Genomic DNA, 25911 nt, shown 5'->3' on the forward strand with positions numbered 1-25911 from the left:
GGCAACGGACAGCACGCGCACGGCCCGCTACCGACGGGGTACGAAGTCGACGACATCGCCGGCGCGTTCGCCGCCCGACAGCTGTCCGTCCCGATCGGTGCGGACGTAGGCCCGGTGAAGCCACCGGTCCTTGCCGTCCCAACGCGCGGTGAACGGCCTGCGCGCGTGCGCGGTGCGGAAGTTGTCGATGATCAGCAGGGCGCCCGGGACGAGCTGCACCTCTTCGGCCACGTCGTCCAGGGCCCGGGACAGTGCGGCAAGGGCTTCCTTGTCGGCCGGCTCCTCAGCCGTGAGGATCGACCGGTCATAGCCGAGGTGCGGATCGTCCACATCCCCGTGCAGCGGCCTGACGACGGCGGTGACCTCCGGGTCCTCGACACGGTCACCGAAGGTCACTCCGACGGGCCGGGGCAGCTCACGGTCGAACAGACGCTTCTTCACCTCGTCGCCGAGCCGCGGCAGGGCCTTGCGGATCGAGCTGATGACGGTCGCCGCCCTGCGCTCATGGTCGGCGCGCGAGCAGGAGAGGATGATGTAGTTCGGCTGAAGAGCGTGATGGTTCAGGTCCGAGTGAAACTCCAGTTGCGTCTCGGTGGTCCCTCCTGACAGGGGATGCGCGTCGGGTGCCGGGTACAGCTCGTGGAGGACCGAGCGGGAACGACGGTTCCCGTATCCCTGGTCATAGCCGGTGAGCAGCCCCAGCCGGCCCCCGACGACGGCGAGCATCGCCTCCATGTTCAGCAGCCTGCGGTCCTCCGGCGTGGGCGCGGACGTGGGAGTGGGAGGCAGCTCCGCTTCCGACTCGACGGGCAGGCCCGTCAGGAGCAGATAGCCGTCCTGGTTGCCGTTGACATTGAACTCGTCCAGCCCCTTGGACAGTTCCTCCGGCAGGCCCCCGGACAGTTGCTTCGCGGTCCCCAGAAAGCCGTACAGATCCGCGCGGGGAACCTCCGGGAGCGCCGAGGCCATACCGAGCAACTGCTCTCTGAACGGGGCGCAGTCAAGGATCGGAGAGGTCATGATACGTATCTCCCTTGCATTGATTGGAATGTGCGCGGGCGACCTGACGGAGCCGGGGCCATGCGGTCGCGTGGACCTTGGCTGTCTCGTCAGGGGTCAGGGAAGGTCTGCGAAGTAGTGCGGGGGGCCGTACTGTTCGCGAACTCGCAGACTCCCCTTTCCATCCCGGCGGATGTCGGACCGTGCGTTGCCGAACTCCTTGACCAGGGCGTGCACTGCGGCCTCACGTCCTCCCAGGAACGTGAATTCGCTGACACCGAGACGCAGGAGCGGGCCGGGCACGCCCGGGAGGTCCACCTGGACATTCACTCGGATGCCGTGGTCGTAGAGCGCCCGCGAGAGGCTGTCGGTCCGTGCGGCGTTCCCGATCTTCACCCACACCTGGTGTGTGCTGGTGGCATGGCCGTCGTCGTCCGTGACGACGTCGAAGCCTTCCGCTCCCAGCAGTTTGCTGAAGAGCTGTGCATTGCCGATCAATTGCTCCGCATATGCCTGGCCAAAGTGAAGAAACTCCGAAGCGGCAAGACCCAACGCAAGGGTCTCGGCGAAGTGGTGACTGCTGAGCATCTTGAACTGGGCGTCCCGCAGCTTGCGGTGCATTTCACCCGACCGCGTGAACAGGACCCCCTTGTGAGGACCCGGAAAGGATTTGTGGGTGGACCCTCCCATGGTGTCGGCGCCCGCATCGAGCGGGTTCTCCAGGGCTCCCCCGAGGACGAGCCCCAGCGTGTGACTGCAGTCCACATGCAGGAGTGTTCGCGGGGAGTGCGCCGCGATGAGCTCGGCGACGCGGGACACCTGCAACTCGTGGCGGCTGTTCTGGAGGTCCAGGTAGACCAGTTTCGGTGCGCGTTCACGCAGGGCCCGCTCCAGCCGGACCTCGTCGACCCGGCCTTGTGCGACAGGCACCGTGGCGGAGGCGAAGCCGAGCCGAAGCGCCAGATCCGCAGTGGCGTAGTGACCGCCGGACGCTGCATCGACGGAGACAACGGTTCCGCCGGGCTCACCGCCCAGGCCGGCCATGGCGATCATCATGGCCGACATCCCGGATATGGGCCGTACGTTGACGTAGGGGGCCCGGCCCAGCCGGGCCAAGCTGCGAACGGCCAGTCCCGTCTCCAGCTCGGCCGCCGCCTGGCCGCCCCGGAACTGCCAGAAGTCCGGGTCCAGCGCGTCATTGAAGAAGTAGCGGTTGTAGTAGTCACTGCCGAGGGGCATGCTCGCCAGCGGTGACATCTTGTTCTCGCTCGGCACGAGGTTGACAGCGGATTCGGCACTCTTCTCGTGGCAGCGGAATTCGCGGATTGCCTTGCGAAGTTCCGAGATGTCCGCCATCTTAAGTTCCCTTTCTTCCTTGCAGATTTCTCTGACACCGCCGTCCGCCCTGATGAAAACGAGCAGGTGACCGATCGCTCCGAAGGGCTGACCCGTCATGACTGACGGATCAGTGCGCGGTGTCGGATGCAGTGCATCGCAAGTCGGAGAGATGCTCGCATACAGAGGTGTTCGGGCGATCCGACAACCTGGAGAGGCGCCCTGGCTGTCCTCACGCGCCGGGGGTCGGGGGGATGACCCCGGGTATTCCCCTGCTCGGCTCAGCCCTCCGGCCGGGGTGGACGGCCGTACACCGCCCTGACCAGAAGGCGTCGATATCGTGGACTGTCCTGGTATGCGGTACGGCCGTGCGAGACCCGGTCGTTGCGGAATATCAGGGCTTCCCCCGGAGCCAGCCGCACCGTGGTGCGGTATCGGGGCTCCTGAGCTGCCTCCCGAAGGAACTCAAGACCGCGCGCCAGGCTGCCGGCCGAGCCGACGGAATGATTCCATTCGCATGTGTCGTTGTCCGTGAATCGCGTGATGACACTGCCGTCGGGCTCAACAGCGAAGACAGGGCCGATCGCGCTGGCCTCGACACCGGGGATCGTGGCCCGCCGCTCCAGCGCACGTGGGGCCAGCAGCGCGGAAGCCGCTTCGGAGTCGGATGCACGCAACGCCGCGAAAGCGGCCACGGCATTGAAGATCACCGTTTCCCCGCCGGTGTGCGCAGCACGCACACAGTAGAGGATCGAGGTCTTGAGCTTTCCGATCTCGTCCGCCAGACCGTCCGCGTGCAACGCCTGGCCATCGGTCGTACTGAAACCGGGATGCTCGTCCGCAGGGTTTCTCTGCACTTCGTGATAGAGACTCGCGTACTGTTCGGCATTCTCGCGACGGTACAGAGAGGGAACCACTGGATCGCCCAGTCCCAGCGAGGAGGACAGTCTCTTCAGACAGGTTTCAGGGCCGTCTACGGAATCACCCATGACGGCGACGGAAAATCCATTGCGCTCAAGGTCACTCACCAGCGATACGGCTGCGCCGGGAGCAGAGAACTCGATCCTGCGCCCAATATCCTGGCTACGGTAGTCTGCTTGGGCCTGCTTCAACGGATCTCACCTTCCGGAAAATAGAGTTCCATAGGCCGGCGATGGACACCACGCGACGTACCGCTTCCCGCCTCGCGGCACTGCCCCCGAACTGCCCAGGAACGGGTGGCAGATCACCGTGTGCCGCGGCCACCGGACGCAGACCGGTGGAAGCGGTTGCGAAGCGTCCGTCTCGCCCGTCACGGGCCGCTGGAACACCGGTCCGTCGGACTCCGCGTCAGCCCTGCGCAGGGCATGGCCCTCATACAGCGGAAGACGTACCCCGCCCTGCGCTTGTTCCTACCCGGGGTACCTCCTGCACGTTCACCTTTCCGGAGCTCGAAGAGCTCCAAAGACAAGGCGACGGTCTGATGGCTCCTCAGCACCGCGTTCTCCCAGTGATTCGATGCAGAGAATTGACGTCCAATCGTTTCCCCCGAGTACGGGCCCGTTCGTGCTCGCTGGAATACAAAGCGATACTCCTGCCGAGCCCGCCGCTGTGTCTAGTGGCCCATCGACCATGGAGCATCAGCCACGTCACCCCGACGACGGTGAATTGGGGAGCGCCCCATCAAGCGGCTCTGTCCCGCATTCAGTGGTGACGCGGCTCCGCCGCGGCCCTCGACACTCGTGTGCGCGACGACAACACGCCTGCGGATGCGGCGACTTCGGGTCCGGCGGCGCATGGTCGCGTTCCGCCGGCGACGCTCGGGCTCCGCCGCCACGCCACACGGCCATGCGTCCCGCCGCCCGTTGCGCGGCCCGCCTCGCGAGCACCTCAGCGTCTCGCGCCTCCGCACATCTCGGCCCGGATCAAGCGGGGGCCGGACGAGGTCAGGGCCGGGGTCCGCCGTGTCGGCCCGTGGGCACAGTCGGTACGGAGGTACACGCAGGACGCAGTCGGTTCATTGGACCACGCCGATGGCCCAGCAATGAGATACCGGCCTCGTCTCCGGCCCCGGAGCAAGCAGATTCAAGAAGACGTCCGTACTCGGTTCGGCGAAATGCCGTGCGATCTCCCGCACCTTTCCGGACGCAATCGCCTTCTCCCACGCCTCGGTCGGGCCGATTCCCCAGGGCCACTCTGGAACGATGTCGTCCATGACGATCGTCGCGCCCTTTCGGCACATGCGAACGAGGTTTTCGATGTCGGACCGGGCCTCGTCCAGGCTGTGCCCGCCGTCCACGAAAGCCAAATCGAAGGCAACGTCCGGGTGAAACTCCCGGTAGGTCGGCAGCGTCCTGCTCGAATCACCGATCACCAGTTCATGACGCCCGGGAAATTCTTCGTCCACAAATTCCTTGGCGCGCGGAACACATTCATGGAAGCCGATATCGAAGGACGTCACGGAAGCCCTCTTGTTCGCCCCGAGGAAAGCAAAGCTCGAAAGGCCCGCGTGAAAACCCACCTCCGCTATCCTCTCAATGCCTTCGCCTTCGGCTATGTGCATGAGGTCAGCGATCTGATGCACGGACGACGATCCCTCGTGTATCCGGATCCCGTTCGACTGCAAACGAGAATACATCGACCGCACAATGTTTCCGGCCGCAGCTTCCAATTCCGACTTCATCAGTCATCTCCTCCAGGAGTTTCAAGGACCGACTCGTACTGTGTACAGAAATGCGCAGATTCACCGTCAAAGGGCCGTGCGGCACCGGGCAAACGCTGTTCCCGGCCGGCCATAGGGCCACCGCTGCCCCAAGGGCTGTCCCGAAATCCCTGGCGGGACAGCCCTTGGCGTCACTGCCGGCCCGGCCCGGCATCGAAGGGTCCGGCGCTCGACGACCGGAAGATGCCGTCGATCATCAGCATCTGACCGGTCGCGTCGTCGCCGCTGTGGTTCTGCTCCAGGGCGACCACCGAGAAGCCCCGTCCGGTCAGGAAGTTCAGCACCTCGTCGAACGCCGGTGCGCCGCGGTGCATGTCGACCAGCGACAGTTCGAGTTCGAGCAGCGCCACACGGTCGAGGAGCGGCCCCGCACCCTTGAGTACGGAAAGCTCCGCCCCCTCCACGTCCAGCTTCAGGTACACCCGCTGCCCGTCGCAGCCCAACTCGTCCCACAGCGAGCGCAACGAACGCATCGGGACCAGCTCCGTGCCGGCCTCGATGTCGCCGGGCCAGACGCGGCGGTGGAGATCGGTCCGCCGGAAGACCGATGAGCCGAGCGACGTACGTGTCAGGTGCAACTGGACCTGGCCGTCCTCCGGCCCGAGCGCCGCGTTGTAGCAGTGCCAGTCGTCGTCCGACCGGGCGGCGTCGGACAGCACGTCGAACGTCGCCGACGCCGGCTCGAAGGAGATCATCTTTCCGCGAAAACCGCACTGCCGCATCCACTTCGCGTACTGACCGCAATTCGCGCCTCCGTCGATGACCACATCGATGTCACGGAGCAGGAGACGTCGCCGCTCCTGTGAGGTCATCAGGTTCTCCGTGTACGGCGGGAGATCCCTCACCCCCTGTGGTTTCGGACGTTCCATGAGACCCTCGCAATCGCAGGATGAATGGTGGGTACGGAACCGCCATGGAGCGTGGCCGCGCCCCCGCGGATCTTGCTGGTCCTGATGACGGTGCCCGCTCTCCGGGACTGGGTATCGCCTCGTACGAGGGCCGATCATCCGCCGATGGTGGAGTATTCCAACAGGGCATCTCGGCAACGGGACATGAAGGTGTCGACCATGGATTTCTCGTGCAGATATCCGTCATGCAGCCAGCTCATCCTCAGACCCTCGTCGTGAAACTGCGCTCTCACGTTCAGCTCAGGGGCGCCGGTATGCGTCGAGTACGTTTCCTCGAACGGCAGTCGAAGGCGTTGGAACGTGCGGTCGTCCCGCTTCTTCGGGGCCTGCCCGAAGTAATTGAAGTGGACCTGCGGGCCCCAACCCTTGTCGTCGATGTGCCGGCGCATACGGTCCGGGTGCCCGAGCCATCGGAGAAGGCCGAAGCTGATGCCGCTGTTGGGAACGGAGCGGATAACATCGCGTACCCGTTGCATGTACGTCGCAGCGTCACATTCGCCTCGACGAGGCAGCACCACTACACCGCAAGTGGCCAGCCAGCCGACCGTGTTGAAGACCCTGGGTGGCAGGAGATGACGCCTGACAGCCTTCTCGTGGTCATCATTTCCGCTCGCTGAACCATACGTTATCGCTCTGCCGTTGTGGACGACTTTGATGCAGATATCTCGCCCTGTCAGCGATGTCACAGAATCCGCGACGGCGGCGAGGAGCAGCTCCTGTTCGGTGACTTCCAAGATCTTTGGTATCTCTTGGGCGAGGCGTGTCGCCGTATCGGCCGGGATGTCAATGTCCTGACTGCATACCTGGCGGACCGAGTCCGCGTGGTAGTCCGGGGTCCTGGTCGGTATCCGGGTGAGATCTCCCCACGGCAGATTTAGCCAATGGTCGAGTTCGCCTTCGAGCTCGCCGGACCTGGAAAATTCCTGAATCCTGTGCGCATATTCCTCAAAAGGAACCGAGTTGGAGGTGAAATGCTTCCCGGAGGAACGCATGGTGCACGCCGCCTGAAGATCTCGCTCCAGCAACGACAGGGAGATCCCATCCGCCACAAGGTGGTGAGCGGCCACCACAAGGTACGGAGATTCATCCGCTCCGGGATCGACCACGGCGAAGCGTGCAAGTGTTCCGGAATCCACATTGACCATGCGGCCGACCTCTGCCGCTATCTGCGTCGCCACGGTGCGAAGCTGATCACGTGGAATCGTCCTGGCATCGAAGTGGCGAATCGGTACCGAATCCGATCGATCCACTATCCGTTGGCGCCATCCGTCATGGCGGTGCTCGAACTGCGCCCGCAGAGCGGAGTGTGAATTCCAGATATCGTGAATGGCGCCCTCCAGTGTTCGGCGGTCGACATCGTGGGGCATTTTATAGAGTCGTGTCAATGTCCACAGGTTCGGATTCCATAGCGCCGGATGGATCACATCCAGAAACCAGGCTTGTTCGGAGGTAAGAGGAACTTCCAAGGTCTTCTCTCCATGCTCGCTCTTGTTGCGCCAAGAACAGATCGGTCCCTTGCCGCAGTACTCACTCTTCGAATGCGCCGGAAGTGTGCCTCGCTTCGCCGCCGAGACGCGTGGCCGGGCCACTCAATGGCCGCTGCTCGAATAGTGCTTGATCTGGCTCCGCCACAGCCGGTGGGCGAGGAGGAGAAGAACCGGTCCCACCACTGGCGCCCCGAAGGCGAGCCAGGGACTGACGTGCAGGCCAGCGGAGTGTCCCAGCAGCACCCCGGCGGGCAGATAGGCGACAAAAGCCAGCGGCACGAGGAAGGTGAGGGCGAACTGCGTCGCCGTGGGAAAGATTCTCATCGGATAGCCACCGAAGTTGTTGAAGACACTGTCGATGAGCATGCGCAGGGACTGGGTGGACAGGGCCCGAAACGACAGCGAAGCGATGGCGAGCTGCAATGCCCCTTCGATCATGGCGCCTCCGGCCACGGCCAGGAGCAGATAGACCACGCCGAGAAACGACCAGCCCATGTGGAGCCGGGATGCGGCGGCTCCGAGGACCACGACACCGGTCACGAGATCGCCCACGTGTTCCAGCTGGAACCGCTGGGTGAGCAGCTGTACCAGTGGACCGCCAGGACGGATCAGATAACGGTCGAAAACCCCCGTACGCAAGGCCGCGTCAATGCGGTACACCTGGCTGCACGGCACCAGCCACAGCCCGTGGGACACCAGCCGCATGCCGTACAGAAAAGCGACCTCGGCCATGGACCAGCCGTCGATGGCACCGAATCTCTCGACGACCAGCCACACGAAGACCAGCCCGACGCTCTGGAAGGCCGCTCCGCCGGCGAAGGTGAGGAGGAGATTGCTGCGGTACTGCAACTGGGCCCGGACGGCAGCGCCCATCAACAGCAAGTAGGCCCGCCACCACGGCACAGGCAGGTTTGCGACCGGTCGCGGTGGATGACATGCGGGCGAATTTCCGTCCTTTCCTGCGACTCTCATGATCACCCTCCCTGGATGACGACTTGCCTCATGGCCCGGAGCCATACGAAACGCAGTACCAGCCACAGAACTGCTACCCAGGCACACTGGACACCCAGGGCCGTCAGCGTCTCGCCCGGACCGCTGATTTGGCCGAGGTATATGGAGAGCGGCGTGTAGATAGTGGCGTGGAACGGCAGCCATTGAATCTGCGTCGCAAGCCAGTCCGGCATGAACCACAGCGGCACCAGAGTCCCTGAGAGCAGTTGGGACACCATGCGATAGATGAAGAAGATTCCGCCGATCTCCATGGTCCAGAACGCCACCATGCTCACGGTTTCGGACAACAGGACGGTGATCAGATAGGCAGGGACCAGACTGATCAGATAGGCGCATGCCGCGCCTGCCGAGGCGGGTGGCTGCATACCGCCGATCAGTACCGCGAACGGCAGGGCTATCACCGCGAACGGCACCATGGCGAAAGTGGTTCCGACTTGGGAGAAGAACATCTGCGAGGTGAAGCTGATCGGACGGACCAGGTCGATGACCACGCTGCCCTGTCGAATACGATCGGGAATGAGTGAGAGTCTCGACGGATTGAACAGCCAGTATTGAAGCATGGCGAGTGTTGCGTAGGCGATCTGAGTGGAGAGGGTGATCCGGCTTCCGTCGGAGCCGGCAGCCGAGCCCGAGTCCGGGAAGACCGCCGTCCATACCAGCTTGAGCAGGTAGATCTGTGTGAGAATCCCGATCAGACCGAAGAGGAAGTCCGCACGGTAGATCAGCTGCGTACGGATCTGAACTTTTATTATTCCGGCGTAGGCGATGCCCTCCTGACGCCAGGTCATGGGAGGTGCGCCCTCACCGTTCACACTGTCCTGCTTGCCGAACCGGTTTCTCGGTCGCGGTGCTGAGGAAGGAAAACCGAAGCGTGGGTTGTTCATTCGACCCGTTCCTGATTCAAGAGGAGGACTGCGCCGTCCACGGGCACCCTCAGATAGGTGCTTGGACCTCAGACAGCGTTCCTTCCGGTGCTCCGGACCGCCCTGAGAACGGCACGGCGTGTCAGCACCCGTGCCAGGTGAGCCCGGTACTCGGACGGAGTGCCCCCGCAGGACATCGGCGAGGTGCCCTCGGCCGCCGCCCCGGCGGCCCGCGCCACGGCTTCCTCAGTGGCGTCCGCACCGGCCAGCGCCGCCTCGGCTGCGGCGGCCCGCAGCGGGGTGGCGCCCATATTGGCCAGCCCGATACGCGCCTCGGCGATACTCCCGCTCTCGCGTCGTACCGCCACGGCCACGCCGACCAAGGTGGGCGCCTGCGCCGAGGGTTGGAACTTCTCGTAGTGGAAGCCCCAGCCCTCCGCCGGTTTGGGCACCCGTATCCCGACGAGCAGTTCGTCGGCCTCCAGCGCGGTAACCAGGCGGTCGACGAAGAACTCGGCAGCCGGGATGGTGCGCCGTCCTCGCGGGCCCTCCGCCACCATCCCGGCATTCAGCGCCAGCATCACCGGAGGCAGGTCCCCGGCCGGGTCGGCGTGGGCGGCGCTGCCGCCCACGGTTCCACGGTGGCGGACGGCGGGGTCACCGACCGTCTCCGTCGCGGAGGCCAGCAGCGGGGCATGTCGGCGGACCAACGCGTCGTGGATGACGTCGTGGTGGGTGGTCATGGCGCCGATGACAAGCGAGTCCGCCTCCTCCCGCACACCGCGAAGCCGCTGCACCCGGTTGACGTCGATGACCAACCGCGGCCGGGCGGCCCGCCGTCGCAGCATCGGCAGCAGGCTCTGGCCGCCGGCCAGGACCTTCGCCTCCTCGCCGTACTCGGCCAGCAGACGCACGGCCTCTTCGACGCTCGTCGGGCAGGCGTAGTCGAATGCCGCGGGAATCATGCCGCACCTCCGGGTTCCCGCGAATCCCGCGTCCGGGGCGGGACGGGGAAGCCGCGCCCCGGGCCGGCATCGGCGGAGGTGCTGGGCTCCGTGGCGGTCACGGCCACGTCTGCTCACCTCCCGCTGCCGGTGCTGTCACGGAGTCCGGCGCGGCAGCCGCGGCGAGCACGGCCTGGACGATGTTCTGGTAGCCGGTGCAACGGCAGAGGTTGCCCCTCAGCGAGTACCGGACCTCCTCGGGACTCGGATCGGGGTTGTGCCGCAGCAGATCGCGGGCGGCCATGATCATCCCGGGAGTGCAGTAGCCGCACTGGAGGGCGTGCCGCTCGTGGAAGGACCGTTGCAGCGGATGCCACTCGCCGTCCTGTGCGAGCCCCTGGAGGGTCGTCACCTCACCGCCGTCGGCCTGGACCGCCAGGACGGAGCAGCTCTTGACGCTCGCCCCGTCCAGGTCGACGGTGCACGCCCCGCAGTTCCCTGTGTCACAGCCGATCTGGGTGCCGGTCAGGGCCGGCCGGTCCCGCAGGTAGTGGACAAGGAGGAGCCTCGGTTCCACCTCGTCCTCGTACGTCGTGCCGTCCACGTTCACCGAGATGCGATTCATGTCTTCCCTCTTGAGGACGGACGGACGGACGGGCGGACGGGCGGGCGGGCCTTGTCGGTGGCGCGCGACGTGTGCCGGTTGTCCTGTGGGACCGGCGGCGATGGAGACGGCCTTCGCGCGGTCACCCGCACCCGCCCGCCGGCCGGGTATCCGCCGTTCAACGTGGAGACCGTCGCTCGGCGTCCGCTTCCCTGATCGCCGCCCAGACGCGGCCCGGCGTCATCGGCATGTCGATGTGCCGGACACCGAGATGGGCGAGCGCGTCGATGACGGCGTTCTGCACCGCGGGAATGGAACCGATCGTGCCCGCCTCGCCGATTCCCTTCACGCCCAGGGGATTCACATCCGTGGGGGTCTCGCCGGCCTCCAGCTCGAAGTCGGGCAGGTCGGCGGCGGCGACGGCCCCGTAGTCGGCGAGCGTCGCGTTGAGCGGGGTGCCGTCAGCGTCGTATCGCACCTCCTCGAACAGGACCTGGGCGATACCCTGCGCGATGCCGCCGTGTCGTTGGCCCTCGGCCAGGACCGGGTTGAGGATCGGCCCCGCGTCGTCCACGGTCACGTGCCGCAGCACCGTGACCATCCCGGTCTCGGTGTCGACCTCGACGGCCGAGAGGTGCGCGCCGAACGGAAACGTCGGCCGGTCCGAGGCGAACTCGACATCGGCGCAGATGCTCGCCGTTCCGGTGTGGTCGGCGACCTGGCCCCAGGTCAGGAACCGGCCGGGGTCGTCCGCCACGTGCCATGTGCCGGAACCCACGTCCAGGGTGACGTCGCTCTCGCGGACTCCGAGAAGGCCGGCGGCATGCCGCCGGGCCTGGCTCCTGACATCGGAGGCTGCCTTGTGGACCGCGGAACCGCCGAGTTGCAAGGACCGGCTCGAATAGGTGCCGACGGCCTTCGGGATGAGGTCGGTGTCCCCGTGCACGACGGTGATCCGGTCCACCGGAATGCCGAGCTCGGCCTCGACCAGCATCGCCCAGGCGGTGTGGTGGCCCTGACCCTGCGTCGAGCTGCCGGTCAGAACCGTCGCCTGCCCTTTGCCGTCCACGGTCACCTTGGCGGTCTCACCACCGCCGCCGGTCATCTCCACGTACACGGACATGCCGATGCCGAGCACCTTGACGCATCCGCTGTCCCTGCGGGCGGCCTGCTCGGCCCTGAGCCGGGGGTACGCCGCGGCGCCGAGGGCCCTGTCGAGGGCCGCCCCGTACTCACCGGAGTCGTAGCAGGCCCCCGTTGCGCTACGGAAGGGGAAGGCGTCCGCGGCGATGACGTTGCGACGGCGGACCTCGGCCGGATCCATGCCGATCTCGGCGGCGAACAGGTCGACGGCCCGCTCGATGGCGGCCGTGGCCTCGGGACGGCCCGCGCCGCGGTACTTGTTGACGGGGGTCGCGTTCGTGACGACGACCCGGTAGCCGGACTGCACATGCGGGATGTCGTACACACCGGGAGCCATCGTGCAGGTCACGGGGGCGAGCGTGCTGGTGCGCGGGTAGGCGCCCGCGTCCTGGACGACGTCGAGGCGGTACGCCGTGATCGTGCCGTCGCGTCTGCCGCCGAGCTTGATCCGGTTGAGCTGGGCGCGGCCCTGGGTCATGGCGACGAGGTTCTCGGCGCGGCTCTCCGCCCACCGCACCGCTCTTCCCGACCGCCACGCGGCCCAGGCGACGACGATCGCGTCCCGGTCGATGCCGATCTTCGCGCCGAACCCGCCGCCGACATCCGGGACGATCACCCGGATCGCTTCGGACGGGATGCCCAGGGACTCGGCCAGGGTGCTCCGGCAGCGCTGGGCGTTCTGGCTGCTGTGCCACACGGTGAGCCTCGTGCCGTCGAAGACCGCCGCGGTGGCACGGCCCTCCATGGGGACGCAGGCCACACGGTGGTTCACGATCTCCCGTTCGACGACCACGTCCGCCTCATCGAAGACGGTGTCGTCGTAGGTGTCGCGGTCCCGTTGGCCGGCCAGGTTGGTCCCGGCCTCCTCGAACAGGAGGGTTTCGTCGAGGAGCGCCTCGGCGGGGCCCACGACCGCGGGGAGCCGCCGGTACTCCACGTCGACGAGTTCCGCGGCGTCCCGGCCGTCGTACCGCGCGTCGGTGAGCACGACCGCGACCGGCTCCCCCACGAACCGGACCTTCTCGCCGGCGAGCAGGAGCTCGGCGAAGAACCCGCCACTGTGCGCCGGACGCCCGAACGGCTGCGGTGCGGGGAGGCCGGTCAGGTCCGTGGCCGTGTAGACGGCCACCACTCCGGGGTGGGCCCGCGCCCGGGACGTGTCGATGCGGGTGATCACCGCATGCGCGACCGGGGAACGTACGAAGGTCACGTACGCCGCTCCGCGGAGCTCGGGTACCCGCAGATCGTCGACGTAGACGCCGCCCGAGGTGAGCAGCCGCCGGTCCTCCACCCGGTTCATCCGGGTGCCGAAGGCGCTCATGGTGCGGTGTCGGGGTTCCTGGTGGTGCGCAGACAGCGGCACGCCACAGGCAATTCGATCGTCCGGTCCCCCGACAGGCCCAGTTCGTCACGTGCGTACCGGGCCACCTGCTCGTCAACCGCCCGACGGGCCTCCGCCGGCAAGGCGATCGCACTGGCATCGGTGCCCAGGAGCCCGACGATCTCCTCGGCGGTGACGGTCATCGACCAGGTCATGCGCATTTCGACGAGAGGGCTGAACAGTGTCCCGGGCGGCGGGTCCAGGGCGCGGCCCGGCGACTGCGCCGCGCCGCCGCCGCTCTCCCTGGCCCGCAACGCGCGGGTGAACCGGTCGAGTTCGGCGACCCAGGGGACGGATACGTCCCGGTGGTTCCACAGGACGCCGAACGTACCGCCGCCACGGAGCACGCGGGCGATCTCCGGCATGGCGCGCTGCGGGTCCATCCAGTGCCAGGCCATGGCTATCAGCAGTGCGTCGGCCTGACCGTCGGGCAGCGGCATCTGCTCGGCGGTTCCCGGCAGGAGCCGCACCTGCGGACAGTTGACGGCGAGGGTCTCGCGCATCCGCGGGTCGGGCTCGACGGCGACGATGTGCCGCACGCGGCCCACCAGGCGCCGGGTCAGCGCGCCGGTGCCGGCGGCGAGATCGACCACTGTCCCGCAGTCGTCCGGGAGGAGCCAGTCCAGGGCCTCCGGCGGCACGCTGGGCCGGTACCGGTCGTAACGATCGACGATCTCACCGAAGGACAGTGCTCGCGCTCCGCTGTCGACAGTGCCCATGACGTTCTCAGCTCCCCTGTCTCTCAATCCGGACGTGCCGCGTTCTTGTCGACCTTCGTCCGGACGGCTTCCTGCAGATCGAGGCCGGCCATCTCGGCGATGCTCGTCGCATAGAGGACGACATCGGCGAGTTCCTCCCCGAGGATCTCCGTCCCCTTCCGCCATGAGGTGAAGGCCGCGGCCGCCTTTTCCTGGAGCATGCAGAACTCCAGGGGCAAGTCGGTGGTGTTGTATCCCTTCAGCACCTTGTTGTCCCATGCGATTCGCTGCACAGAATTGATGTCCAAGTTTTTCTCCCGGAGAGCGGACCTGCTCGTGCTCGTTGGAATACGAAGCGATACTCCTGCCGAGCTGTCGCCGTGTCTAGTGGCCCATCGACCATGGAGCATCGGCCATGTCACCCCGACGGCCGTGAATGGGTAGTGTCTGATCGCCGGCCCTGCCCCGCATTCGATGGGGACGCAGTGCCGGTCAGGTCTCATGCACGAGATGTCAACGAGCTTGTTGATACGGTGACTTCGGGGCAGGATCCCCGGATCGCGGAGAAATTGACCGGTGAGGGGAAACGGATCTGGATGCTCGCCGGGAACCGGAGACCTGGGCACCGTGCTGTCCGTACTGCGGGCGACATCGGGGCCTGTGCGCGGCCGCCGGAGCCACTGACTCCGCGGTCGGCCGACGGGCGGCGCCCTTTGTCCGGCTCCCGATGCTGCGCACCCTTGGGGAACACGGCGAATAGCACCGCTCCCGCAGTCGCGCACTATTGCTCTCCGACCGGCGCCAGATTTTCGATGCATGTCGATGAAACGATGGGAAGCCCCTCGATGGAAGAGTTGAAATTCGAGCAGGATCTGGTGCGCGCACTGCTGCGGGATCAGCACCCGGATCTCGCGGACCTCGAACTGCGTGACGTCCACGGAGGCTGGGACAATCAGCAGTTCCGCCTCGGGGAGGAACTGGCGGTGCGCATGCCGCGTACCGAGCGGGCACCGGCTCTGCTGCGCATGGAGCAGAGGTGGCTTCCGCCGTTGGCCGAGATCCTTCCGCTGCCGACGCCCGCCCCGGTGCGCATCGGCGAGCCGTCCCCCCTGTTCGAGCACACCTGGACCATCGTGCGCTGGGTCCAGGGCGAGCCGGCCGACTACGCGCCGATCACCCGCATCGGGGCCGCCGAGGTCCTCGCGGACTTCCTGCGGGCGCTGCATCAGCAGGCACCGGCCGACGCGCCGGTCAACCCTTCACGTGGCATCCCCCTGGCCGGATTGCCGCCCATCGACGACGTGTTCGAGGTCATTGCGGACCATGCGGACGCCGACGCCGCGCGGGAGGTGTGGGAGACGGCCGTGAAGGCACCCGCCTGGCAGGGCGCGCCGCTCTGGCTGCACGGCGACCTGCATCCGGCGAACGTGGTCGTCCAGGACGGAACGCTCGCCGGGGTGATCGACTTCGGCGAACTGTGCGCCGGCGATCCGGCGACCGATCTCTCGGCCGCCTGGATCCTGTTGCCCGCCGGAGCGGCGGGCCGGTTCTTCGACGCCTATGAGCGTGCCGACGAAGCCACGGTCACCCGGGCCCGGGGCTGGGCCGTCCTGCGCGCCCTCAATCTGATCGCGATCGGACGCAACGGCAGGCTCGGGCTGCCCGGGGGCAAGCCGACCTGGGAACCGGCCGGCTACGCGACGCTCGAACGGGTCCTGGCGACGGACTGACCGTGCGGCTTCGCGTCGAGAACGGTCCGGCCGGCCGAAGTCCCGGCGGACGCCGCGCGCCACACCGGCCGTGAGCGCCGCTTCGTGGCGCACAACGAGAGTGCGGCGGGCCGGTGCGCGTACGGAAATGGCCGCCCTCACCCGCCCCGTACGCAACTGCCGGACGCTCCCGCACCCTCGCGCCTCCGGCCACTGCCCAGAGCAGCCACCACATGCCTCCGTCCCAACGTCCGGGCCCGGCCGGCCGGTCGCGCCCCGGCCGATGCCGCGGCCGGGGCGGGGGGACCGCCTGCACGGGCGGTGCGAAGCGAAGTCGCGTGCCGGCACGGGAGTTCATGAGTGCACCGAGGCGCGCCGGCCGCCACACGGACGGCAGAGCCGACCGGAGGAGCCGGGCAGCCCGTCCCTGTTTCACCGATGACCTGTCCCGTCATTCGGGTCGCCCGCGACCCCCGAGGAATCTGGAGGCCCAGTGCCCGAGCAACCGATCGTCGTGGACGCCGGTTCGTACTCGCTGTCGGACACGTCCATCGCCGGCGCGGGGCAGCGCCTTGCCGAGATCACCCAGGTCCTCAGCCGGCACTTCCGCGTGTTCGTGGTCGCTCCGCCCGCGGCGGATCCCGTCGATCTGGGTGAGGCCGAACTCGTCGGGGACGGCCCGGACGCGGACAGGGCCGTCGCGGCGGCGAAGGCCGTCCTGTTCTTCGACACCGCCGACCGGGACCGTCTCGAACTCGCGGTGAGCCGACGTAAGTTGATCGTCGGTGAGTGCCGTGCGCCGATCGAGCAGATGGACTTTCCGTCACTCCTGGCCCACAGCGACCCGACCGGCGAGTACCAGCGCTATCTGGCCACCTACCAGCGGCAGATACAGGTCAGCCACCACTTCCTCTCCAGATCTCCGTCCGAGCGGACCGCGCTGCTCACGGTGCTCTGTGCCTTCGGAAGGCTCAGGCCGGCCGACATCGTCCGCTCGCGGACGCTGGACCATCTGGTCAGCACCGTGCCGGTCGGGTTCAGCAGCGGCAGCATGCGGCTGGCCGACGCGGCAGGGGCGCGCCCCATGGCGGACTTCCTCTGGACGGGCGGTATGTGGGCGTTCTACGATCCGCTGATGCTTGTGCAGGCCATGCGTCTGCTGCGCGAGCGGGGCGTGGACGCGACGGCGGCGTTCATGTACGCGAGGCCGATCGAGGACACCCGGGCCACCATCGAGCTCGTACGAAGGACCATCGGCGAACTGGGCCTCACCAGCAGTGTCCTGCTGAACGAGGAACCGCCGGCCCTCTCCGAGCGAGACCAGTACGTCAAGGCGGCGAAGGCATTCGTCTGCATCACCAAGCCCGGTGCGGAGAACGAGACCGCCACGCGCCTTCGCCTGCGTGACACCTGGCTCCACGGTATTCCGAGCATCGTGGACGCCTTCGGCACCTCGGGCGAGGTCGTCGCCCGCGAAGGGCTGGGCGTCGCGCTGCACCGGCCGGACGCCGGGACCCTGGCCGACGCGCTGCAACAGGTGGCCGACGGCGAGGTCACCACTCCGGGCCGACGGCTGGAGCGCCTCTACGACACCACGCTGGGCGGCTTCGTGTCCTGGCTCGACGCCGAACTGGCCTCGGGCTGACGGACGGCGGTTCCGAGCCGCGGCCGTACGCGGCGCGGGCACCGGATCTCGGAGCACCTCGTCCACCCGACCTGATGAATCACTGCGACTAGGAGCCAGAGTATGGAGTACGGGGATCTCGGCGTCTCTCCCATAGTGAGCGCCCAGGCGAATTCGACACCACTGGGCGGATGCACCCTCAGCCCCGGTGTGATCGCGGCGATGAGCGACGCGGCCAGGTATCACGTCGACATGGACAGGCTGGCGCGGGCCGCCGGCGAGTACCTGGCGGAGGCCACCGGCAGCGAGGACGCCTGGCCGGTTCTCGGCGCCGCCGCCGGCCTGGCCGTGTGCGTGGCGGCCTGCGTTGCCGGCACCGACCTGACGAGCATCCAGCGGCTGCCCGACGCCGGTGGGCGGCCCGCCGAGGTCGTGCTGCAGAAGGGCCACTCCATCAGCTACGGCGGGGCTCCGATCAGCCAGATGATCGCGCTCGGCGGCGGCCGGACGGTCGAGGTGGGGTCCGTCAACGAGACCCTTCCCGGCCATGTCGCCGGAGCCATCGGCCCGCGGACCGCGGCTCTGGTGTACGTGACGTCACACACGCACGCCGTCCATCGTCGGCAGGTGCCCCTCGCCGACCTGGTCGCGATCGGCCGGGAGCACGGCGTGCCGGTGATCGTCGACGCAGCGGGGGAAGAGGACATCAGCCGCTGGCCGGCCGAAGGCGCCGACCTGGTGATCTACAGCGGTCCCAAGGCGCTGGGCGCGCCGACCTCCGGATTCGTGTGCGGGCGGGCCGATCTGATCGAGGCCTGCCGGGCGCAGTACGCGGGCATCGCCCGGCCGATGAAGGTGGGCAAGGAGAACCTCATGGGGTTGCTCCAGGCGGTCAAGGAGTTCACGGCGACGACGCCCGAGGAGCGTGCCGCGGCTCAGTTCGCCAGGATGAGCAAGGTCGCCGCCCGGCTGGAGGGACTGCCGGGCCTCTCCGTGGCGGTCGTCGCGGACGAATCGGGGCGGGCCATCCACCGTGTGCTGCTGACCGTCGACCCGGCCGGGGCCGGACGGGATGCCCGGACTCTCGCCAGGGAAGCGGCGCAGGGCACCCCCGCCGTCCATCTCCGCGACTTCAAGATGCACCAGGGCCGGCTCGAAGTGGATCCGCGCGCCCTCGACGACGACGGCGAGGAGACGGTGGTGGCACGTCTGACCGCCCTGCTGACGGGCGACGCCGGATGAACGAGGCTACGACGGCGCCGCGGATCGCGGTCATCGGTGCCGGCTTCCTGGGCAGCGCCCTGGCGTCCGGCGCGGCTCGTCGTGGCCTCGCGGTCACGGTGATCGGCCGTTCCGATCCCTATGGGCTCGGTGACAGCGCCTCCCCCGCCGATGTCGTGTTCGTGCCCGGCTGCGGGGCGGAGCGGCTCCCGGAGGTACTCCGCTCCGGCGTGGACGTGGTCGTCATCGCCGCCGGCGGTCACTTCCCGGTGCCCTCCGGCAGCGAGCCGGCCGCAGATGTGATCGGAACCCTGTCGCTCGTCATCCCCGTCTGCGAGCTGGTCCGCGCCGAGAGTCCCGGGACGGCGGTGGTGCTCCTGTCGTCCGCGGGCGCCGTCTACGCCCTGGGAACGGAACCCAAGCGGGAGTCGGAAACCGCCGAGCCCACTTCGCCGTACGGGATGTCCCGCATGGTCGCCGAGCAGTACCTGGCGTACTACGGCAGAGTGCACGGGCTGCGGACGTGCGCGCTTCGATGCAGCAACATCTACGGCCGCCTCCTGCCGCGGACGCGGGGGCAGAACGTCGTCTCGGCCGCCTTCTGGAGCGCCCTGACCTCGACGCCGTTCACGCTGCACGGTGGTGGACGGCAGATCAGGGACTTCCTCCATGTGGACGACTTCGTAGGGGCGACCCTGGATCTGCTCGCCGGACATCAGCAGCTGCCGCGCGTCGTCAATGTCGGCACCGGTGTCGGGCACTCGGTATCCGACCTGATCAGCGCGGTCGAGACGGCGACGGACTCCGTCGTGCCGACCGTCCCCGGTGCCGCCGCCATCACGGACCGGGGCCGGCTCGTCGTGGACACGGCGCTGCTGCGGTCACTGATCGGCTTCGAACCGCTGGGCCTGGCCGCCGGGGTGGCGCTCATGGCCCGTGACGTGGGAAAGAGGTAGCAGCGTGACAACCGAGGCATGCGGGGCCGAGGACTTCCTCGCGTCGGCGATGGTGACGGGGTCCCCCCTCACTCCCGATGCGAGTGCCTTCCTCGAAGAACGGGACCGGTCCGCTTCGTACGAGGTCGAGCGGGTGCCGCTGGCCGCCCTCCCGCAATGGCGGCTGGGCGAGCGGCTCGGGCATGTGTCGGGCCGGTTCTTCGGAGTCGAGGGACTGTCCGTGCGTACGGACTTCGGGCCCGTTCCGCAGTGGTGCCAGCCGATCATCGTCCAGCCCGAGATCGGCATCCTGGGCATCCTCGCCAAGCGTTTCGACGGTGTGCTGCATTTCCTCATGCAGGCGAAGATGGAGCCCGGCAACAGCGCGTTCGTCCAGTACGCGGCGACGGTCCAGGCAACGCCGAGCAACTACCAGCGCGTGCACGGCGGCAGGTCCACCCCGTACCTGGACTACTTCATGGCGGGCACGCGACGCCGTGTTCTCTTCGACCAGCTCCTGTCCGAGCATGCCTCCTGGTACCTGTTCAAAAGGAACCGGAACATGATCGTCGAAGTGCAGGAGGACGAAGAGGTACCGGTCGAGGAGGATTTCGCCTGGCTCACCCTGGGGCAGCTGCGCGAGCAACTCGGACTCGGCAATCGCGTCAACATGAACGCCCGTACGGTACTTTCCGGAATCTCCTACGGAGATCTCGGGAGCGGCCCCTCTCCGCAGGAGTCACGGCCCGGCGGATTCCGCTCCGATGTACTGGAGTCGCACCGGACGCCCGGCTCGGCTGCCGAGCTCTCCGGTGTCTCGACCTGGCTCATCGACCAGAAGGCGAGGTTCAGCCTCGACGTCACACGGACCGGTCTGCGGGGGCTGGACGGGTGGATCTGCGACGACGACAGCATCCGCCATCGTGACGGCCGCTATTTCGAGATCATCGGCATGTCGGTACGGGCCACCAGCCGTGAGGTCGGTGCGTGGTGGCAGCCGATGCTCGAACCGCGCGCCGGCAACGTCGTGGCCCTGATCTGCCAGCGGCGTGCCGGGGTACTGCGATTCCTCGCCCAGGCCATGGTCCAGCCGGGTCTGACGGACCGGCTCGAACTCGGACCGTCCATACAGTTCGTCCCCGGCGCGTACCGCGGGCCGCAGGACCACCCGCCGCTGAGCGAGTATCTCGAAGCACCTGAATCCTGGATCCGGCTGCGGACCGTCCAGTCGGAGGACGGCGGACGCTTCTCCCGGGCCGACACCCTTCACGTCGTGATCCAGCTTCCCGAGGACCACAGCATCGAAGTCCCGGACAACTACCGGTGGATGACCCTCGGTCTGCTCAATCGCATGAACCGGCTCGGTTACCACCTCAACGTCGAGGTGCGAAGCCTGGCCGCCTGTCTTCTGTGACGGCCGGCGCACCTGGAGCGGCAGGACCGGCGCCGGACGGCATCGCCCCCAGGATCCCCGCCTGCCGGTCCCCGGCGGCCGTACGTTTTGCACCCGCACGAGTTCCGCGCCCGGATGCCCGTCCGGGCGCCGTGCATCCGACTCCCCGACCGAGAGCCGTGAGAGTGAGATGGACTTCCTCCTGATAGGTATGTCTAGGTTCGCGCGGCGCCGCGTTCTGCCGGCCGCGGCGGCCATGAGCGGGATCGATTCCATCGACGTCGCCAGCGCGTACGCCGATGCCGAATCGGTCGGACAGCTCGCGAAGCTACGACGCGTCCACCGCGACTGGCGGGTGGCGCTGGACACGGCCCGCCCCGGCCTGGTCTATGTGTCGCTGGTGAACAGTGAGCACGCGGCAGCGGTGCGTCACGCCCTGAAGGCCGGTCACCACGTCGTGGTCGACAAACCCGGCCTGCTGGACCCGGACACGGCGCGGGAGATGGTGTCGCTGGCCCGGTCCTCGTCCCTCGTCCTGGCGGAGGCGGTGTGCTACAGCTTCCATCCGGCGTACGCGCAAGTCACGTCGATCGCCGAACGGTTCGGAGGGATCACCAACGCGGTCGCGGTCTTCACGCCGCCGGTTCCCCGCGGCGACTTCCGCTACGACCGCTCCCGGGGAGGCGGCGCGTTCCTCGACACGGGTCCCTATATGGCGTCCCTGGGCAGGGTGCTCTGGCAGGCCGAACCCGAGCAGGTGAACGTGCTGGTGAGCGGGCGCACCGAGGACGGCCTGGAGACCGCGTACAGCGTGCTGGCGGGCTATCCGGGCGGCAGGACGGCCATCGGGCACTTCGGATTCACGACCGTGTACCAGAACACGCTGCGGCTGCTGGGCAGTGGCTGCGCCATCGACATCGAGCGCCCGTTCTCGCTGCCCCCGGAGACGCAGGGCAGCATCCGAGTCCACTCCGGGGAGGCGCAGCACGTCCATCGGGTGGCCCGTGCCGACAGCATGCGGCTCTTCCTGGCCCGGGTCCTGGAAGCCGTGCGAACGGGCTCGCGGGAGTGGGACGCCCCGCTGCTGAGCGACGCGCGAACGCTCGGCCGCATCATCGCAGCCGGGTCTTCCGCCGATCCCGCCCCCCGACGGTTCGCCGTCGGCTCGTGACCAGCCAGGGAGCATGAACATGAAAGCGCTCGTACTGTCCGCAGGCATGGGTTCCCGGCTGCGCCCGCTCACCGATCACATGCCCGAGCAGCTCATCCCCCGCGCCAAGAAGCCTGTGCTGATCCACTGTCCGGAACGGATTCGCGAGGCCGGCATCATCGACAGCGGCCGACGGGTGCGCGCGAGCCTGCACACCGGCTTCTGGCAGGACACCGGCCGGGAGGACTGCTTCGCCGGGCCGTACACGGCAGTGGGTGACCGCGCCACTCCGCGACGTGCCGGGATCGAGCGGAGCATCGTCCTGGACGGGGCGGAGCTGATCGACGCGGGCGACGTCCAGGACTCTCTGATCGGCCCCGAGGTCACGATCACCGAGGAGACCTCCGGTGCGCCGGGGTCCGGCCCGACGGCCGCCGACGGCGCGCGGGCGGTGGTCGGCATATGAGGATCCTGGTCACCGGCGCCGCCGGGTTCATCGGATCGAACTACGTACGGGAACTGCTGGGCGGCAGTTACGCAGGCTACGAAGGCGCCCGGGTCACGGCACTGGACAGTCTCACCTACGCCGGCAACCTGGCCAACCTGCCCACCGGCCACCCGCGTCTGGAAGTCGTACGGGCTGACGTGCGCTCCAGGGACGCACTGCTCGATGTGCTCCCCGGGCACGACGCGGTCGTGCACTTCGCCGCCGAGTCGCATGTGGACCGGTCCGTGGCCGATGCCGCGCCGTTCTTCAGCACCAATGTGCTGGGGACACAGAATCTGCTCGACTGCTGCCTGGCCACCGGGGTTCCGCGGGTGGTGCACATCTCCACGGACGAGGTCTACGGCTCCATCGCCGAGGGTTCCTGGGACGAGGCACAGCCGCTGCTGCCCAACTCGCCCTACGCCGCCTCGAAGGCCGCCTCGGACCTCGTGGTGAGGAGCTACTGGCGGACCCACGGGGTGGACGTCAGCATCACCCGCTGTGCGAACAACTACGGCCCCTACCAGTACGTGGAGAAGGCCATCCCGCGCTTCATCTCCAATCTGCTGGACGGAGGCACCGTTCCGCTCTACGGCGACGGGAGGAACGTACGGGAGTGGCTGCATGTGGCGGATCACTGCCGGGCTGTGCAACTGGTGCTGGAGAAGGGGCGCGCCGGCGGCATCTACAACATCCGCGGCGGAACGGAGTTGACCAACCTCCAGCTCGTCGACCACCTGTTGGAGCTGTTCGGTGCCGGCCCGGAGCGGATCCGGTGGGTCGCGGACCGCAAGGGGCACGACCTGCGCTACTCGCTGGACGACAGCCTGATCCGGGAGGAGTTGGGCTACCGGCCGCAGGTGGACTTCCGTCAGGGGATCGAAGAGGTCGTGGAGTGGTACCGCGACCACCGCGACTGGTGGGAGCCGGCGAAGCACTCCGAATAAGGGCCCACGCCCGGTGCGGGATCAGGTTGTCCGGGCTGCGGCCGCTCGGACACCCGGTGCTCGGGGGCCCCGCGATCCCACCCCCAAAGCCCGCGGTCCGGCGCCCAGTTCATCGAGAACGCGGGATCGCGGGCGGTGGCCCGCACTTCGTGCGGGGCTCGCACCGCTCAGAGGCCGAGAGCTCTCCGGACGGATCCGGGCCAGTTACCCAGCTCAGGCCCGTACTGGCAGAAGAAGGAGTAAGCAAACCGTTCCAGACCGAAACCCACACACGCGGAACTCGCGGTGGAGCCGTCAGCCAACGCTATCTCGAACGGCTCCCCGAAGAGCGTGCCGTGTGCGTTGAATGACGCCACAGAGACAGTGCGCCCCGCTTCAACAGGCAGCCGCAGTTCGTATTTGAGGCCGCTCAGCCGCTGCGCAAGCATCCGCCGAGGGTTCCGCCCGTCCCCGAAGAACGGATCATTGGCTCCTTCGACATGACCGGGCAGACCCAGTTCATCGATGAGGTCGCACGACGCTTCGAGGAAGGACTGCCGAAGATCGGCAACTGCCTTGCCCTCCCCGAAGAAGACCATCTCCCGTATGGTGAAGTCCCACAGCCGCTCCACGGAGCGGCTGTAGCGCGACTCGTGACGGAATGATTTTCCGCGCGAAGTCACTGCGGTTCCACCGGAATCCAGCCTTTTGCCATGGAATTGCTGATAGGTGTGGAAGCACATGGTCGGCGGCAGGCAGTAGCCCGAGTGTTCGCCATACCTGGCCAGGCGTGCGCCGATATCCTCTGCGCTTTCCCCTTCGCCCACGAAGTCACTGTATGTGTCCACATCGGCATGGAGACGATGCGCAGACATGAGGAACTGGGGAAACGAATCGAGATAGCCGCCACGCCGAAGAGTCTCTGTGGAGATGAGCGTGGGGTACCGCTGCTCCTTTGCCCCGAATCTTCCGATGGCAAGGTTACGGATGCGTTCGTCAAGCGCATCGAGAGTGGCGGTGAAGAGTCCGCCGGAGGCAATCAACCCCTGTCCCATCTCATGGACCAGCCCAAGCGCAAGGAGCTGTTCATAGACTGCGCCATCAGCGAATCTCTCCGAATGGGGCGAGTTCCACACGCGCTCCACGGACGTGATCCGCTGGGGAAGAACATCTCGATCACTGATGAGGTTCACCTTGCGCGCGAGATCGTCGGTTCCGACCTCGCGTACAGTAGTCACCTCCACGGCCACTATGCGAAGTTCCTCTTCGATGAGCCGGAACGATTCGATATCCGACGACGCGTAATAGATGCGCTTCGCAAGTTCGTCACCGTGCGAGAGCGGCAGCGGAGAATCGAGCCGCAATTGGTGAATGTGCATAGCCCCTGCCTTCACTGGATCCATCCGACGTCGCGATCCACCATCGGAGCGTTTCGGCACTGATGCACGGACCGCGCCGATCGCCCGATGCCGAATCGCAGACCCGAAGGTTCACGAAACTGACATTCTCGCGAATCTTTCCCCTACGCCGAGGCCGCGGCACGGCTGCCGGGAACAGCACGGACCGCCTTGGCTTCGTCGGTGGACGACGGTCACACCGCAGGGCGTACCAGCCGGCGTCCGGGTCCTGTCCCGGCCACTCGTGCGGTGCGGGTCACCGATCGCACCGCCCGGACACCGCCCGGGAATCCGCCGGCCACCGAGGCGATTCGCGGAGACCCCGTCGCAGCAGGCCGCCGCGGGACCGGATCCGTCCGGCGCAAAAGGAACACGACAGGCGGAACTCTCCGCCGGCGGTCGTTACGACGAAACCCTCAACCACGCCGACGGGACCCTGCCGTGAACGGCAGCCCTCAGCCCGATGGAAGCGGGCCTCCGGCCGACGCCGCGCGCTTGCGTACCGAAAGGCTCCACGGGGCAGGGACCTGCGGAGAGAGGCGGCGGATCCGCCCGTACCCGCTCCCATTCCCGCCGGAGCCCATCCAATACCCGCACCGGGTTTCCGTATTTGACCGCCTACGGCGTACCCGATGCCCCCAGGAGAGCCCGGGGGCACCGCTCAGCCCACTTCACGAGCGTTCCTGAGCCATCGCCTCGAATCTTGCCTCTGCGGCAATCACAGCGGCTTCGACCCGCGAACGGACCCGGAGCTTCAGGAGAATGCGAGCGACATGCTCCCTGGAAGTTCTCTCCGATATCCCCAGCGCGGAACCGATTTTTCGGTTCGTCATGCCCTTGGTCACGAGATGCAACACCTCAAGCTCACGCTTGCTCAGAGGATCCAAAGCCGCCGAGGGCTTAATCGACTGGTTGCTCGTGCTCCCTGGTTCATCCCGGAAAGCCATGACACTCCTCAACTAACACACCTCGACAGCATCAAACATCCGCATTAG

General features: G+C 67.3%; 23 protein-coding genes. 8 read left to right on the forward strand and 15 right to left on the reverse strand.

Annotated features, from left to right (window positions below):
• Nucleotides 1-27: 27 nt before the first annotated feature.
• From cs1 to OG251_RS41585, 13 genes are all read right to left on the reverse strand, one after another.
• Complete coding sequence (gene cs1, locus OG251_RS41525; protein ID WP_326682446.1) at nucleotides 28-1020, reverse strand: clavaminate synthase Cs1; 993 nt, start codon at nucleotides 1018-1020, stop codon at nucleotides 28-30.
• A gap of 96 nt (nucleotides 1021-1116) precedes the next feature.
• Nucleotides 1117-2454, reverse strand: a complete 1338-nt coding sequence (locus OG251_RS41530) for a hypothetical protein (RefSeq protein WP_326682447.1) — start codon at nucleotides 2452-2454, stop codon at nucleotides 1117-1119.
• Between the two features lie 161 nt (nucleotides 2455-2615).
• Entirely contained in the window at nucleotides 2616-3446 is an 831-nt protein-coding gene (locus OG251_RS41535) for a TauD/TfdA family dioxygenase (protein WP_326682448.1), read from the reverse strand.
• An 884-nt stretch (nucleotides 3447-4330) separates the two neighbouring features.
• Nucleotides 4331-4996: a class I SAM-dependent methyltransferase gene (locus OG251_RS41540; protein WP_326682449.1), complete on the reverse strand. Its 666-nt coding sequence runs from the start codon at nucleotides 4994-4996 to the stop codon at nucleotides 4331-4333.
• A 170-nt stretch (nucleotides 4997-5166) separates the two neighbouring features.
• Nucleotides 5167-5847, reverse strand: coding sequence for an FkbM family methyltransferase (locus OG251_RS41545; protein WP_326682450.1), 681 nt, complete (start codon nucleotides 5845-5847; stop codon nucleotides 5167-5169).
• Nucleotides 5848-6038: 191 nt separating this feature from the next.
• On the reverse strand, nucleotides 6039-7409 hold the full coding sequence (locus tag OG251_RS41550) for a condensation domain-containing protein (RefSeq protein ID WP_326682451.1): 1371 nt from the start codon (nucleotides 7407-7409) through the stop codon (nucleotides 6039-6041).
• 123 nt (nucleotides 7410-7532) lie between these two features.
• Nucleotides 7533-8303 (reverse strand): ABC transporter permease, encoded by a 771-nt coding sequence (locus OG251_RS41555; protein WP_326682452.1) that lies wholly within the window; start codon nucleotides 8301-8303, stop codon nucleotides 7533-7535.
• 101 nt (nucleotides 8304-8404) lie between these two features.
• Nucleotides 8405-9325, reverse strand: a complete 921-nt coding sequence (locus tag OG251_RS41560; protein WP_326682453.1) for an ABC transporter permease — start codon at nucleotides 9323-9325, stop codon at nucleotides 8405-8407.
• Between the two features lie 68 nt (nucleotides 9326-9393).
• A complete protein-coding gene (locus OG251_RS41565; protein ID WP_326682454.1) occupies nucleotides 9394-10269 on the reverse strand; it encodes an FAD binding domain-containing protein in 876 nt (291 codons plus the stop codon).
• 97 nt (nucleotides 10270-10366) lie between these two features.
• Nucleotides 10367-10873 carry a (2Fe-2S)-binding protein gene (locus OG251_RS41570; protein ID WP_326682455.1) on the reverse strand — a complete coding sequence of 169 codons (507 nt, stop codon included), beginning with the start codon at nucleotides 10871-10873 and terminating at the stop codon, nucleotides 10367-10369.
• Between the two features lie 157 nt (nucleotides 10874-11030).
• Nucleotides 11031-13316 (reverse strand): xanthine dehydrogenase family protein molybdopterin-binding subunit, encoded by a 2286-nt coding sequence (locus OG251_RS41575; RefSeq protein WP_326682456.1) that lies wholly within the window; start codon nucleotides 13314-13316, stop codon nucleotides 11031-11033.
• On the reverse strand, nucleotides 13313-14095 hold the full coding sequence (locus tag OG251_RS41580; RefSeq protein WP_326682457.1) for a class I SAM-dependent methyltransferase: 783 nt from the start codon (nucleotides 14093-14095) through the stop codon (nucleotides 13313-13315). The genes OG251_RS41575 and OG251_RS41580 overlap by 4 nt, the downstream gene beginning before the upstream one ends.
• A 23-nt stretch (nucleotides 14096-14118) precedes the next feature.
• A complete protein-coding gene (locus OG251_RS41585; protein WP_326682458.1) occupies nucleotides 14119-14367 on the reverse strand; it encodes a hypothetical protein in 249 nt (82 codons plus the stop codon).
• Between the two features lie 552 nt (nucleotides 14368-14919).
• Between OG251_RS41585 and OG251_RS41590 the strand changes: the two genes are divergently transcribed.
• The 8 genes from OG251_RS41590 to rfbB all read left to right on the forward strand — a co-directional run bounded on the left by OG251_RS41590 (nucleotide 14920) and on the right by rfbB (nucleotide 23540).
• On the forward strand, nucleotides 14920-15804 hold the full coding sequence (locus OG251_RS41590; RefSeq protein ID WP_326682459.1) for an aminoglycoside phosphotransferase family protein: 885 nt from the start codon (nucleotides 14920-14922) through the stop codon (nucleotides 15802-15804).
• A gap of 472 nt (nucleotides 15805-16276) precedes the next feature.
• Nucleotides 16277-17428 (forward strand): hypothetical protein, encoded by a 1152-nt coding sequence (locus OG251_RS41595; RefSeq protein ID WP_326682460.1) that lies wholly within the window; start codon nucleotides 16277-16279, stop codon nucleotides 17426-17428.
• 102 nt (nucleotides 17429-17530) lie between these two features.
• Nucleotides 17531-18649 (forward strand): hypothetical protein, encoded by a 1119-nt coding sequence (locus tag OG251_RS41600; protein WP_326682461.1) that lies wholly within the window; start codon nucleotides 17531-17533, stop codon nucleotides 18647-18649.
• Nucleotides 18646-19584, forward strand: a complete 939-nt coding sequence (locus OG251_RS41605) for an NAD-dependent epimerase/dehydratase family protein (protein WP_326682462.1) — start codon at nucleotides 18646-18648, stop codon at nucleotides 19582-19584. The genes OG251_RS41600 and OG251_RS41605 overlap by 4 nt, the downstream gene beginning before the upstream one ends.
• Nucleotides 19585-19588: 4 nt before the next feature.
• Nucleotides 19589-20977 carry an NDP-hexose 2,3-dehydratase family protein gene (locus OG251_RS41610; RefSeq protein WP_326682463.1) on the forward strand — a complete coding sequence of 463 codons (1389 nt, stop codon included), beginning with the start codon at nucleotides 19589-19591 and terminating at the stop codon, nucleotides 20975-20977.
• 169 nt (nucleotides 20978-21146) lie between these two features.
• Nucleotides 21147-22127, forward strand: a complete 981-nt coding sequence (locus tag OG251_RS41615) for a Gfo/Idh/MocA family protein (RefSeq protein ID WP_326682464.1) — start codon at nucleotides 21147-21149, stop codon at nucleotides 22125-22127.
• A 19-nt stretch (nucleotides 22128-22146) separates the two neighbouring features.
• The gene (locus OG251_RS41620; protein ID WP_326682465.1) at nucleotides 22147-22572 is read left to right on the forward strand and encodes a sugar phosphate nucleotidyltransferase; all 426 of its coding nucleotides are present in this window, start codon (nucleotides 22147-22149) and stop codon (nucleotides 22570-22572) included.
• Nucleotides 22569-23540: a dTDP-glucose 4,6-dehydratase gene (gene rfbB, locus OG251_RS41625; protein ID WP_326682466.1), complete on the forward strand. Its 972-nt coding sequence runs from the start codon at nucleotides 22569-22571 to the stop codon at nucleotides 23538-23540. Before OG251_RS41620 ends, rfbB begins: the two co-directional genes overlap by 4 nt.
• A 167-nt stretch (nucleotides 23541-23707) precedes the next feature.
• On the opposite strand, the gene OG251_RS41630 is transcribed toward rfbB, so the two are convergent.
• Nucleotides 23708-24898 carry a hypothetical protein gene (locus OG251_RS41630; RefSeq protein WP_326682467.1) on the reverse strand — a complete coding sequence of 397 codons (1191 nt, stop codon included), beginning with the start codon at nucleotides 24896-24898 and terminating at the stop codon, nucleotides 23708-23710.
• Nucleotides 24899-25587: 689 nt separating this feature from the next.
• Nucleotides 25588-25863 (reverse strand): response regulator transcription factor, encoded by a 276-nt coding sequence (locus OG251_RS41635; RefSeq protein WP_326682468.1) that lies wholly within the window; start codon nucleotides 25861-25863, stop codon nucleotides 25588-25590.
• Between the last annotated feature and the right edge of the window lie 48 nt (nucleotides 25864-25911).

The sequence above is a fragment of the Streptomyces sp. NBC_01237 genome (assembly GCF_035917275.1).
Taxonomy (GTDB): domain Bacteria; phylum Actinomycetota; class Actinomycetes; order Streptomycetales; family Streptomycetaceae; genus Streptomyces.